Source organism: Sphingopyxis sp. (assembly GCF_025869345.1).
Lineage (GTDB): Bacteria > Pseudomonadota > Alphaproteobacteria > Sphingomonadales > Sphingomonadaceae > Sphingopyxis.
Window position 1 is genome coordinate 17138 of sequence record NZ_JAOZVW010000130.1, and the last position, 11948, is coordinate 29085.

General features: G+C 67.4%; 11 protein-coding genes. 5 read left to right on the forward strand and 6 right to left on the reverse strand.

The annotated features are described in order from the left end of the window. Positions 1-174: 174 nt before the first annotated feature. The 3 genes from OJI97_RS14010 to OJI97_RS14020 all read left to right on the forward strand — a co-directional run bounded on the left by OJI97_RS14010 (position 175) and on the right by OJI97_RS14020 (position 5087). Positions 175-726 carry a hypothetical protein gene (locus OJI97_RS14010; RefSeq protein ID WP_297664438.1) on the forward strand — a complete coding sequence of 184 codons (552 nt, stop codon included), beginning with the start codon at positions 175-177 and terminating at the stop codon, positions 724-726. Between the two features lie 279 nt (positions 727-1005). Then, entirely contained in the window at positions 1006-3318 is a 2313-nt protein-coding gene (gene parC / locus OJI97_RS14015) for a DNA topoisomerase IV subunit A (protein ID WP_297664440.1), read from the forward strand. Positions 3319-3407: 89 nt separating this feature from the next. Beyond that, positions 3408-5087 (forward strand): EAL domain-containing protein, encoded by a 1680-nt coding sequence (locus OJI97_RS14020; protein ID WP_297664442.1) that lies wholly within the window; start codon positions 3408-3410, stop codon positions 5085-5087. On the opposite strand, the gene OJI97_RS14025 is transcribed toward OJI97_RS14020, so the two are convergent. From OJI97_RS14025 to OJI97_RS14040, 4 genes are all read right to left on the reverse strand, one after another. Further along, on the reverse strand, positions 5051-6265 hold the full coding sequence (locus tag OJI97_RS14025; protein ID WP_297664444.1) for a CCA tRNA nucleotidyltransferase: 1215 nt from the start codon (positions 6263-6265) through the stop codon (positions 5051-5053). The two genes, OJI97_RS14020 and OJI97_RS14025, sit on opposite strands and share 37 nt — an antisense overlap. Further along, positions 6262-6849, reverse strand: a complete 588-nt coding sequence (locus tag OJI97_RS14030) for a CoA pyrophosphatase (protein ID WP_297664446.1) — start codon at positions 6847-6849, stop codon at positions 6262-6264. The genes OJI97_RS14025 and OJI97_RS14030 overlap by 4 nt, the downstream gene beginning before the upstream one ends. Beyond that, complete coding sequence (locus tag OJI97_RS14035) at positions 6849-7433, reverse strand: DUF1285 domain-containing protein (protein WP_297664448.1); 585 nt, start codon at positions 7431-7433, stop codon at positions 6849-6851. The genes OJI97_RS14030 and OJI97_RS14035 overlap by 1 nt, the downstream gene beginning before the upstream one ends. A gap of 281 nt (positions 7434-7714) precedes the next feature. Next, positions 7715-8200: a GNAT family N-acetyltransferase gene (locus OJI97_RS14040; RefSeq protein WP_297664450.1), complete on the reverse strand. Its 486-nt coding sequence runs from the start codon at positions 8198-8200 to the stop codon at positions 7715-7717. A gap of 108 nt (positions 8201-8308) precedes the next feature. Between OJI97_RS14040 and OJI97_RS14045 the strand changes: the two genes are divergently transcribed. Beyond that, positions 8309-8680, forward strand: a complete 372-nt coding sequence (locus tag OJI97_RS14045) for a dihydroneopterin aldolase (protein ID WP_257547929.1) — start codon at positions 8309-8311, stop codon at positions 8678-8680. After that, on the forward strand, positions 8677-9438 hold the full coding sequence (locus tag OJI97_RS14050; protein ID WP_297664453.1) for an SDR family oxidoreductase: 762 nt from the start codon (positions 8677-8679) through the stop codon (positions 9436-9438). The genes OJI97_RS14045 and OJI97_RS14050 overlap by 4 nt, the downstream gene beginning before the upstream one ends. A gap of 218 nt (positions 9439-9656) precedes the next feature. Here OJI97_RS14050 and OJI97_RS14055 read toward each other — a convergent pair whose 3' ends face one another. Then, entirely contained in the window at positions 9657-11090 is a 1434-nt protein-coding gene (locus tag OJI97_RS14055) for an NAD-dependent succinate-semialdehyde dehydrogenase (RefSeq protein ID WP_297664454.1), read from the reverse strand. A 153-nt stretch (positions 11091-11243) separates the two neighbouring features. After that, positions 11244-11843: a TIGR02466 family protein gene (locus OJI97_RS14060; protein WP_297664456.1), complete on the reverse strand. Its 600-nt coding sequence runs from the start codon at positions 11841-11843 to the stop codon at positions 11244-11246. Positions 11844-11948 lie beyond the last annotated feature (105 nt).

Sequence of the window (11948 nt, forward strand, 5' to 3'; positions counted from 1 at the left end):
CCCTATGGCTGATCGGTCGATATTTTGCGACGGGACGACGGCGATCTTTCTCCCGATCGTCAGGGCGGCTTTCGTCGGCTCGCCGTATCCGCAGCACGGCCGGGCAGCTAAGTATTTGGTGTGGCCGCGCGCGATGCTTCACGGACGGGCCACTACCGTTCGACAGGAGCCTTCATGTTCAAACCTTCCGGTGCGCTCATCGCGCTGTGTCTTGCCGGCCTTACACCGCTTGCCGCTTTCCCTGCGTGCGCGCAGGGCGCGGCGGCGGCCGCTTCGTTGACGCCCGGCACGAAGGTCTATGACCAGAATGGCGAAGAGGTCGGGCAGATCGTCAAGGTGGCGGGCGACAAGGTCGCGGTGGCGATCGACGGCAACGGTCTGGTCGTGCCGAAGGATGCGTTCGTAAAGTCGGCGAAGGGGCCCGCCCTCAAGGCACCCAAGGCGAAGATCCTCGCCGTGCTGAAGGAAGCCGAGGCCGATGCGGCGGCGGTCGATGGCGCCCTGAAGCCGGGGGCGGCGGTGCGCAGCGCCGACGGTGCGGCGGTGCTGGGCAAGGTCAAGGAAATCGTGGCGCAGGGCGCGGTGCTGACCACCAGCGAAGGCAATATCACGATGCCGCGCGCTGCTTTTTTCCTGTCGGATAAGGGGCTTGCCGTGAAAGTGAACGAAAAGCAGTTCATCGAGGGCGTCCGCGTGGCGCGGGCGCAGAAGAAGAAGGGCGGTTAGCGACCCCTCCTTGTTGCTGCGCGACGGGGATTGTCGGGAGACGGCCGGTTGTTGACGTTTCTCTTTTCGTCACCCCGGACTTGATCCGGGGTCCCGCTTGAGATCGAAGGCCGCTCATTCGCAGGAAAAAGCGGGATCCCGGGTCAAGCCCGGGATGACGAACGGTGGGTAAGCCACCGTCCGCTCCCCACCCCAAAACAGGCGCCCCTGCCCCCCGCCCCAGCCGGGCGATGCTTCGTCTTTGCCTTGGCGCGCCAGCCTTGCTATCGGCTCCGGGCAATGGCGAGTAATTCCGACGACCTTCCCCCTTCTGAGCCCCCAAAATCCCCGGGCGACGGCATCGACACCCCGTTCGACAGCGCATTGTCCGAACGCTATCTCGTCTATGCGCTGTCGACGATCACCGCGCGGTCGCTGCCCGATCTGCGCGACGGGCTGAAGCCGGTTCACCGCCGCCTGCTGTGGGCGATGCGCGCGATGCGGCTCGATCCGTCGCAGGGTTACAAGAAATCGGCGCGCGTCGTCGGCGACGTCATCGGCAAATTCCATCCGCACGGCGACACCGCGGTCTATGACGCGATGGTCCGTCTCGCGCAGGATTTCTCGCTCCGCTATCCGCTCGTCGACGGCCAGGGCAATTTCGGCAATATCGACGGCGATAACGCCGCGGCCTACCGCTATACCGAGGCGCGGCTGACGCGCGTCGCGATCGACCTGATGCAGGGGCTCGACGAGGGCACGGTCGATTTCAAGCCGACCTACAACGGCGAAGACGAAGAGCCCGAGATCATGCCGGGTCTGTTCCCGAACCTGCTCGCCAACGGCGCGAGCGGGATCGCGGTCGGCATGGCGACGAACATTCCGCCGCACAATGCCGCCGAGGTGATCGACGCCGCGCTGCTGCTGATCGAAAATCCGAAGGCCGAGCTCGCCGAGCTGCTCGAACATGTCAAAGGCCCCGACTTTCCGACCGGCGGCATCATCGTCGACAGCCCGGAGACGATCGCCCACGCCTATGAAACCGGCCGCGGCGGCTTTCGCGTCCGCGCGCGCTTCTCGACCGGCAAGGACGCGGACGGCGCCTGGGAAGAATCCGGCATCGAAAAGCAGACGGGCGGCACCTGGCAGCTCGTCGTCAGCGAAATCCCCTATGGCGTCGCCAAGGGCAAGCTGATCGAACAGATCGCGCAGCTCATCGCCGACAAGAAACTGCCGATCCTCGAGGATGTCCGCGACGAAAGCGCCGAAGATCTGCGCATCGTGCTGGTGCCCAAGAGCCGCAACGTCGACCCCGACATCCTCAAGGAAAGCCTCTACCGGCTGACCGAGCTCGAAAGCCGCTTCGCGCTCAACCTCAACGTCCTCGACGCGACGCGGACGCCGAAGGTGATGGGCCTGCACCAGCTTCTCACCGAATGGCTCGAGCATCAGATCGTCGTGCTGGTCCGCCGCTCGAAGCACCGCATCGCCAAGATCGACGACCGGCTCGAACTCGTCGGCGGTTACCTGATCGCCTTCCTCAACCTCGACCGGATCATCGAGATCATCCGCACCGAGGACGAGCCCAAGCCGGTGATGATGGCCGAATTCCTGCTCACCGACCGCCAGGCCGAAGCGATCCTCAACATGCGCCTGCGCAGTTTGCGCAAGCTCGAGGAAATGGAATTGAAGCGCGAACAGGACGCGCTGACCGCCGAACGCGAGGAACTGGTCAAGCTGGTCGAGAGCCCGGCGCGCCAGCGCACCCGGCTGAAACGCGACCTCGGCGCGCTGCGCGCCATCTACGGCCCCGACACCGCGCTCGGCGCCCGCCGCACGACGCTGGCCGAGGCGGCGCCCGCGCGCGACATTCCGCTCGACGCGATGATCGAGAAGGAGCCGGTGACGGTGATCCTCTCGAAGCGCGGCTGGATTCGCGCCCAGCGCGGCCATGTCGCGCCCGACCAGTGGGGCGAGTTCAAGTTCAAGGAAGGCGACGACCTCGCCTTCGCGGCGCACGCACAGACGACCGACAAGCTGCTCGTCGCGGCGAGCGACGGGCGCTTCTACACCGTCGGCGCCGACAAGCTGCCCGGCGGACGCGGCTTCGGCGAGCCGCTGCGGCTGATGGTCGATATCGATCCCGAGGCGCGCATCGTCGCGCTGATCCCGGCGAGCGCCGAGGGGCGCCTGCTCCTCGCCTCGACGAGCGGTCATGGTTTCATCGCCCAGATGGCCGACGCCGTCGCCGAAACGCGCAAGGGCCGGGGCGTCGTCAACCTGAAGCCGAAGGCGCAGCTTTCCGTCGTCCGCCCGATCGCGCCGAGCGACGACAGCATCGCGGTGGTGGGCGAGAACCGCAAGCTCGTGGTCTTTCCGATCACCGAAATGCCGGTGATGGCAAGGGGCCAGGGGGTAACGTTGCAAAAGTATCGCGACGGCGGCCTGTCCGACGCGATCAGCTTCGTTTTCGCCGAGGGGCTGAGCTGGACGATGGGCGGCGATACCGGCCGCACCCGCACCGAAAGCGATCTCGGCCCCTGGCGCGTCGCGCGCAGCGCATCAGGACGGATGCCCCCCACGGGCTTCCCGCGGAACAACCGTTTCGACTGATCGCATTTACCTGTTGCCGTAAATCCCTTCTTTACTTCCACTCCTTTAGGCAACGACCAATGGGGAAAGGTCGCTTAAAACCCACGCTTATGCCTATCGATAGAACCGGCGAAGACCGGCCATCCTTGTTCGTCGGCTGGATCGACGCCCTGCCCGTTCCGGCGGCGCTGATCCGCCCGCTGTCGCGCGGCAACTTCAGCCTGCACGCCAGCAATGCCGCGTTCGACAAGCTCGATTTGTCACCCGCGGGCGTGAACGCTCCCATCGAGCTGCGCCGCGCGATCGAACGCGCGCCGCAGGATACGGGCGGCGCGCAGGAATTTTCGTGCCGCCTCGGCAAGGGCGTCGCGGCGCGCGACCTGCGCGGCTCGATCGGCCCTCTGCCCGGCGAAGGCGGCGACACAGGCCTGTTCCTGCTGACGCTGATCGACCGCACGCAGGAGATGATGACCGAGCGCAATCTGCGCCGCGAACTCGTCTCCGACAGCCTGACCGGCCTGCCCAACCGCGCCGGCTTCGAAGAACTCGTCGAGCAGCGCAGCGATGGCGAGGCCAGCGGCGATCATGCGATCCTGCTGCTCGATCTTGCGCGCTTTTCGCGCATCAACGAACATATCGGTCCCATGGCGGGCGACGAACTGATCATCACCGTCGCGCGCCGCCTGAAATCGAGCCTGCGCAGCGGCGACATATTGGCGCGCACCGGCGGCGACGAATTCGCCATCTCGTCGCGCGTCCCCGGCGGTAAGGCCGACGTGCGCGAGATGGCGCGCCGCATCCGCGGCTGCTTCGACCATCCGTTCCGCATCGGCGAACTGAAGGTCAGCGTCGATTGCGCGATCGGCTGCGCGATCCAACCCGGCATCGACACCGATATCGCCGACCAGATCCGCCACGCGCAGATCGCGCTGAAACGCGCCAAGCGCACCGACCGCATCGAAATCTACGAACCCGAGGCGGCGATCCTGTCCGACAATCGCTTCGGCCTCGAAACCGAATTGAGAAGCGCGATCGAGGAGGACCGGCTCCACCTTGAGTTTCAGCCGCTGGTCGAACTCGCGACCGGCACCGTCGCCGGGTTCGAGGCGCTCGCGCGCTGGAACACCAGCGACGGACTGTCGATCCCGCCGACCGAATTCATTCCCATCGCCGAGGATTCGGGGCTCATCGTCCCGCTCGGCCAATGGGCGATCGGCAAGGCGGCGGCGACGCTCGCCGACTGGGACCGGGCGAACGACGGCCAGTCGGTCGATTGCTATATCTCGGTCAACGTCTCGGCGATCCAGCTCGTGCGCGACGATGTCGCGGCGGTGGTGCGCGACGCGCTCGCCGCCAATGCGATCGGCGGCGAGCGGCTGATGATCGAACTCACCGAAAGCGCGATCATCGGCGATCCCGACCTCGCGCTGTCGGTGCTCAGCGAACTCAAGGCGCTCGAAGCACGCGTCGCGATGGACGATTTCGGCACCGGCTATTCGAACCTCGCTTACCTTCAGCGCCTGCCGCTCGACGTGCTCAAGATCGACCGCAGCTTCGTCGACCATATGGTCGAGGATCGCGACAAGGCCGCGATCGTCCGCACGATCCAGAGCCTGGCCGAAGTGCTGGGAATGCGCACGACGGCGGAAGGGGTGGAAACCGCCGACCAGGCGCGGCTGCTTTCGGCGCTCGGCTGCGACTTCGGGCAGGGTTTTCTGTTCGCGCGGCCGATGGAGGCCGCGGCGGCGCTCGCCTATTGGCGCGGCGCGCTGGAGCGGCCGATCATCTGATCGACGATCGCGCCGACGCGCGCGGCATCGGGATAATCCTCCGCCACCCATATCGCCTCGACCGCGCGTAGGATGCGGGCGACCTCGGGGCCCGCGGTCACGCCGCGCGCGATGATATCGCCACCCTTGACCGGCAGCAGCGGCACGTCCCAGCCATCCAGCGCCGCGACCGCCGCCTGGGCGTCGGACGGGCTTTCCGCGAACAGCCAGGCGTCACGCGCCGCCTCGACCCCGATGCCGTGGGCAAGCTGCCGCGCCGGGCTGCGCACGCCGCGATGCGCCGCAACCGCCCCCAGATGCTTGCGCTGCCGCGTCGAGAGCCGGAGCCGGCTCGCCACCTGTTCGGCGGGGGCGCCATCGGCGGGGAGCAGCGCGGCAAGACGGCGCAGCGGCGCAGGACCCATCGCAGCGGCGGCCTCATTGGCGAGCAGCCGGTCGAGCGTCGCGGCAAAGCCGCCATCGAGTTCGGGCAGGATCACCGCGAAGATGCCGTCGGCCGCCATCTGCCCCGCGATGGCGCGCGGATCGGGCAGCGACACGATCTTCAGCAGCTCGTCGGCGATGCGCTCGCGCGACAGGCTCTTGAGCGACTGGCGCGCCGCGACGACCGCGGCGTGGCTCGCGGCCTCCAGCGCGCCCCGGCCGAAGCGCGATGCGAAGCGGTAAAAGCGCAGAATGCGCAGATGATCCTCGGCGATGCGCGTCGCCGCGTCGCCGATGAAGCGCACGCACCCCGCCTCCAGATCGGCGAGGCCGCCGAACCAGTCGTCGACCGCGCCGCTGTCGGGGTCGGCGTAGAGCGCGTTGATCGTGAAGTCGCGCCGCGCCGCATCCTCGCGCCAGTCGTCTGCGAAAGCGATCGTCGCGCGGCGCCCGTCGGTGGCAACGTCGCGGCGCAGCGTCGTGATCTCGTGCCGCTCGCCGCTCGCGATCGCGGTGACCGTGCCGTGCGCGATGCCGGTCGGGATCACCTTGACGTCGGCGGCTTCGAGGCGCGCCGTTACCTCCAGCGGCAGCAGCGGCGTCGCAAGGTCGATGTCGGTCACGGCAAGCCCGAGCAGCGTGTCGCGCACCGCGCCGCCGACGACCTTGACCGCGCCGCCGTCGGCACGCAGCGCCGCGACGATCCGCCGCAGGCCGGGCGCGCGTCTCCATGCGGCCTCGGGCAGCACCGTCATCGATGCCAGTCCGGCGGCAGCCGCCGCGCGAGGTTGATGATGATATCGGCCGTCACACCCCAGATCCGCCGTCCCTGCCAGTCCATGTCGTAATAATGGCGGTCCTGCCCCTGCCAATTGGCATGGTGCAACTGATAATTGCCGGGGTCGAACAATATGTCGAGCGGCACCTCGAACCACGCCTCGACCTCATCGGGATTGGGATCGAGCGGCAGGTCGGGCGGGATCACGCCGAGCACGGGGGTGATATGATAGCCGCTGCCCGAACGATAGGCGTCGGTCGGCCCCGCGATCGCGACGTCGCGGCGGTGGAGCCCGATCTCCTCCTCGGCCTCGCGCAGCGCCGCATCGACGACGTCGCGGTCGCCGGGATCGACCTTGCCGCCCGGAAAGGCGACCTGCCCCGCGTGGCTGCGCAGCCATTGCGGCCGCTGGGTCAGGATCACGCCGGGGTCGGGCCGATCGGTGAAGGCGATCAGCACCGCGGCATCGCGCAGGCTCTGACCGTGGAGCAGATACCCCTCGTCCGATCCGGAATCGGGGAGCAGATTGTCGAGCGCGGCGCGCAATTTCTCCGACAGCATCAGGCGTCCACCAGCGGAAAGCACGCGCCGTTCGACCAGATCGCGGGCGGCTCCGCGCCCTCCGCGAGCGCCATCTCGACGATCTCGTAATAAAGCGCGCGGTCGATCCGCGCTTCGAGCCCGTTGCTGAGCACCCCGCGCACATGCAGGCGCGGGTCGGGGGCGTCGGGATCGCGGCCGAAACTTAGCGGGTGGTCGGCACCCGCCATCACCAGATCGTCGGTGTCGAGCCGAAAGACGAGCTTACGCATTTGCCCCTCGCCTTCGCTCTTCATCTCGACCGCGCGGAACGGCATATCCTCGACCGCGATGCTGAGCTTTTCGGCGGGGGTGACGAGGACGTGGCGGCCGTCGGGCTCGCGCCGCAGGATCGTCGAGAAGAGCCGGACCATCGCGGGCCGGTTGATCCGCCCGCCCTCGTGATACCAGCTCCCGTCGGCGCGAATCTCCATCGCGCTGTCGCCTTCGCGCTCGGGATGCCATTGCTCGACCGGCGGCAATCGGCGCGCGGCGAGCAGTTCGGCGGCTTCGGTGAGCGAGAGTTGCGAGAAATCCCTGGGAAGCGAAGGCGCGGGGCTGACCATGGAACCGACATAGGGGGATAGGCGGTCGGTGCAAGTCCGACCGCATAAGCGATTCGCGCAGAGGCCGCAGAGAGCGCAGAGAAGAAAAGAAATTCACGCGGAGACGCGGAGGCGCGGAGAGATGGCGCCCGCCGCGAAGCGGCCTTCTCCTGCGGCCTGTCTGGAATCGCAACGGGGCGGAGTATGAAGGGGCCTGTCGGCCCGAGCCATAATCTCCGCGCCTCCGCGTCTCCGCGTGAACCAAATCTCTGCGCGCTCTGCGGCCTCTGCGCGAATCTTCTCTAGCGCGGCCCGATCGTCCCCGCCGCGGTCGGCAGCGCGTGCCCGTTCACCGCCCGCGCCAGCAGGCGTCGCCGCTCGAACGGTCCCGGCAAGTCCCACGCCCCCGTCGCCTCGGCGGTGAAAGCGAAAAAGCGGCCGTAATATTCGGGATCGCCGATCATCATCAGCGCGCTGTCGGCGCGGGTCTCCGCCGCCGCCAGCATATGCGCCATCAGCGCGCGGCCGTGGCCGCCGCGCTGGACGTCGGGACGCACCGCGACCGGGCCGACCATGACGAGCGGCGTCGCCGCGCCATCCGCTGCGCGATGCGCGACCGGCCAGCACTGGATCGTGCCGATCAGCACACCGCCTTCGACGAGCGCGAAGCTGAGCGCGGGCACCGCATCCGCGCCTTCGCGGATGCGGTAGGCGGTTCGTCCAAAGCGACCCGATCCGAAAGCGGCGTCGAGGAGAGCCTCGACCGCCTGCGGTTCGATATCGGACAATGGAAGTAACTCGACCAACGCACACCCTTTCGCTAATGCGGCGGCGCTTTAGGGTCCGGGGTCGGCGATGAAAAGCCGAATATCGGTCTCGCCGAACAGGAAATTCTTGTGACCGATACATTGTGGCTGGAAGTCGACGGGCTGACCGTCCAGGTGCTCACCGGCATCTACTCCGAAGAAACGCACCTGCCGCAGCCGCTGCGCATCTCGGTGCGCGCGAAACTGGCGATCGCCGATCATTACGAGCCGACGACCCCGCTCAGCCGCTCGAAGAATTACATGCACCTGAAATTCGCGGCGACCGACGGCATCCCCAAGGACGTCCATTTCGTGCTGATCGAAAGCGTCGCCGACCATATCATCGACACCCTCTTCCTGCAGGACGACAAGGTCGAGGAGATCGAGGTCAAGATCGTCAAGCTGGCGATCGCCGAGGAAGGCGAGGAGATCGGGATCACGATGCGGCGCGCCCGGAAATGACGCAGAAGCTGGCGCTGGTCACCGGCGGGCTGCACCGCGTCGGCGCCGCCATCGCGGCGCGGCTGGCACGCGAGGGCTATGCGCTGGCGCTGCACAAGCGGACCGAGGCGGCCGCCGATCCGGTGCTGGCGGAGGCGCTTGCCGAGACCGGAGCGGAGCACCGCAGCTTCGCCGCCGACCTCGCCGATCCGGCCGCGGTCGACGCGCTGATCCCGGCGGTAGTCGAAGCCTTCGGCCGCGCCCCCGACCTGCTCGTCAACAACGCCGCTTTGTTCGCCGAGGGCGAATGGCCCGACCTGTCGGCGGCGGCGCTGGCCGAGATGATGCAGATCAACCTGTCGGCGCCGGTGATGCTCGCAAAGGCGCTCGTCGCGGCAAGCGCCAGCACGCGGCCGGCGATCGTCAACATCGTCGACCAGCGCGTCGCGCAGCCGGTGCCCGACCAGATTGCCTACAGCCTGTCGAAGTCGGCGCTGTGGCAGGCGACCGCGACGCTGGCGGTCGCCTTCGGCAACCGCGCGCGCGTCAACGCCGTCGCGCCGGGGCTGACGATGGCGACTGACGATTATTCGGACACGCAGGTCGAGCGGCTGGCACGGCGGATGCCACTCGGCGCGCTGCCGACCCCCGCGCAGATCGCCGACGCGGTCGTCTATCTGGCGCGCGCCGAAGCGGTGACGGGGCAGACGATCTTCGTCGATGGCGGCGCGCACTTGGCGCCGATGGGGCGCGATTTCGTGGCGCTGGAGCGCGATTGACTGCTGGCCACGAAGAATGACCGGAAACGGCCGGCTGTTGACGTTTCTCTTTTCGTCACCCCGGACTTGATCCGGGGTCCCGCTTGAGATCGAAGGCCGCTCATTCGCAGGAAAAAGCGGGATCCCGGGTCAAGCCCGGGATGACGAACGGTGGGTAAGCCACCGTCCGCTCTCCACCCCAAAGCAGACATCCAACCCAGCTTGGTCGGGCGCAGCGCTCAATAAATATGCACCGCCTTGGTCACCAGATAGCCATCCAGCCCCTCGGGCCCGCTTTCGCTGCCGAAGCCCGATTCCTTGATCCCGCCGAACGGCATGTCGCTCGCCGAAATGACGAAGCTGTTCACGCCGACCATGCCGCTTTCGATGCCGTCGGCGACGCGGTTGATGCGGCGGCCGTTCTCGGTGAAGGCAAAGGCCGCAAGGCCGTAGGGTAGCCGGTTCGCCTGTTCGAGCGCTTCCTCCTCGGTGCCGAACGGGCGGATCAGCGCCATCGGGCCGAAAGGTTCGTTGTTCATCGCATCGGCGTCGAGCGGCACATCGGCGAGCGCGGTCGGCTGGAAGAAATAGCCGGTGCCGGTCGCCTCGCCGCCCGCGATCACCCGCGCGCCTTTCGCGGTCGCGTCGGCGATCATCGCCTCCAAAGCGGGCGCGCGGCGCGCGTTGGCGAGCGGCCCCATCTGCGTGTCGGGGTCGAGCCCGCTGCCGACGCGGACCTTTTTCGTGCGTTCCGCAAAGCCCGCGACGAAGGCGTCGTAAATGCCCTGCTGGACATAGAAGCGCGTCGGCGAGACGCAGACCTGTCCCGCATTGCGGAACTTCTGTGCGACCACCCGGTCGAGCGTCGCTTCCAGATCGCAATCGTCGAAGATCAGCACCGGGGCGTGCCCGCCGAGTTCCATAGTGATCCGCTGCACGCGGTCGGCGGCGAGCTTCATCAGATGCTTGCCGACCGCGGTCGAGCCGGTGAAGCTGACCTTGCGGATCACGTCGCTGCCGAGTAGATGGCGGCTGATCATGTCGGGATTGCCGTAGACGAGCTGCACGACATCGCCCGCTATGCCCGCGTCGGCGATGCAGCGCATGATCGCGCTGGTGCAGCCCGGCGCCTCCTCGGGCGCCTTGGCGATCACGACGCAGCCCGCGGCGAGCGCGGGGGCGATCTTCTTGACCATCAGATTGACCGGGAAATTCCACGGGCTGAACGCCGCGACCGGACCGACCGGCTGTTTCAGCACCATCGACCGCTGGCCGGCGGGACGCTGGACGACGCGCCCGGTGATGCGTTTCCCTTCCTCGGCGAAATAGGCGAAGAGCGTCGCCGCCGACAGTACCTCGCCGCGCGCTTCGGCGATCGGCTTGCCCTGTTCGAGGGTCAGCAGCGTCGCGATATGGTCAGCGCGCTCGCGGATCAGCCCTGCCGCCTTGTGCATCAGCGCCGCGCGCTCGTCGGGGGTCTTCGCGCGCCACACCGGCCAACCGCGCGCCGCGGCGGCGAGCGCTTCGTCGAGGTCGGCCGCGGTCGCGACCGGCAGTTCGGCGATCGTGGCCGCGGTCGCGGGATTATGAACCGGCCGTTCCTCGCGCCCCTCACCGCTCCGCCATGCACCATCGATGAAAAGCTGGAGGTCGGCGTCGTAGGTCGCGGTCATGGGATGGCTTTCAATACGCCCCGGAAACCCGTTCGTGTCGAGCGAAGTCGAGACACCCATCGATGCAATGCAAGGTCGAGAGGCGTCTCGACTTCGCTCGACGCGAACGGGAAGAGGGGCTTGGTCTAACGGTGGCGCCCATATAGGAACGCCTCAGCGATAGTTAAAGCTGATACTAATCCGCTCGCCCTTCGCGGCGTTCGGCATCACTTCGTGCCGCAGCCAGCTTTCCCACAGGAAGACGCGCCCCGCCGCCGGTTCGGCATAGATGAAGGGCTGCAGATGCTCGGGCGCGTCGCCGGTGCGGCCGGGCGCGGCCATCAGCATCGGCAGGCGCGGATCCTCCAGCTTCAGCGCCCCCGATCCCGGCGGGACCGCGACGTAGAAGGTGCCCGACACGATACTGTGCGGATGGATATGTCCGCTGTGGGTGCCGCCGGGTTTCAAGATGTTGACCCACAGGCTGTCGAGCTTCAGCGGCTTCGCAAGGTCGAAATGGCATGCCTTGGCGAAGGCTTTCACTTGCTTGTCGAGCAGGCGCTTGAGGTCATGGAAAGCGGGATCGCGCTCGGGCAGGTCGCCGAGGCTCGCATAGCTGGTATAGCCCTTATAGCCATGCTCGCGGCTCCACGCGCGCCCCGCGCGGTCTTCCTCGGCGAACAGGCGGCAGCTTTCCTCCAGCTCTTCGAGCAGTTCGGGGGCGCCGATGTCGGCCTCGTAAAAATGTGTGGCGAAGAGCGTGCGAACGGGCATGATGGGCGCAAAGCATAGGACGCGGACAAGAGCAAGGAATACACCGCCATCGTCACCCCGGACTTGATCCGGGGTCCCGCTAAGCAGCGGGACAAGCGGGACCCC

What these genes read in the sequence shown, in the direction of transcription:
- OJI97_RS14010 (WP_297664438.1), top strand. Translation starts at nt 175, where the DNA reads ATGTTCAAACCTTCCGGTGCGCTCATCGCGCTGTGTCTTGCCGGCCTT.
- parC (WP_297664440.1), top strand. Translation starts at nt 1,006, where the DNA reads ATGGCGAGTAATTCCGACGACCTTCCCCCTTCTGAGCCCCCAAAATCC.
- OJI97_RS14020 (WP_297664442.1), top strand. Translation starts at nt 3,408, where the DNA reads ATGCCTATCGATAGAACCGGCGAAGACCGGCCATCCTTGTTCGTCGGC.
- OJI97_RS14025 (WP_297664444.1), bottom strand. Translation starts at nt 6,265, where the DNA reads ATGACGGTGCTGCCCGAGGCCGCATGGAGACGCGCGCCCGGCCTGCGG.
- OJI97_RS14030 (WP_297664446.1), bottom strand. Translation starts at nt 6,849, where the DNA reads ATGCTGTCGGAGAAATTGCGCGCCGCGCTCGACAATCTGCTCCCCGAT.
- OJI97_RS14035 (WP_297664448.1), bottom strand. Translation starts at nt 7,433, where the DNA reads ATGGTCAGCCCCGCGCCTTCGCTTCCCAGGGATTTCTCGCAACTCTCG.
- OJI97_RS14050 (WP_297664453.1), top strand. Translation starts at nt 8,677, where the DNA reads ATGACGCAGAAGCTGGCGCTGGTCACCGGCGGGCTGCACCGCGTCGGC.
- OJI97_RS14055 (WP_297664454.1), bottom strand. Translation starts at nt 11,090, where the DNA reads ATGACCGCGACCTACGACGCCGACCTCCAGCTTTTCATCGATGGTGCA.
- OJI97_RS14060 (WP_297664456.1), bottom strand. Translation starts at nt 11,843, where the DNA reads ATGCCCGTTCGCACGCTCTTCGCCACACATTTTTACGAGGCCGACATC.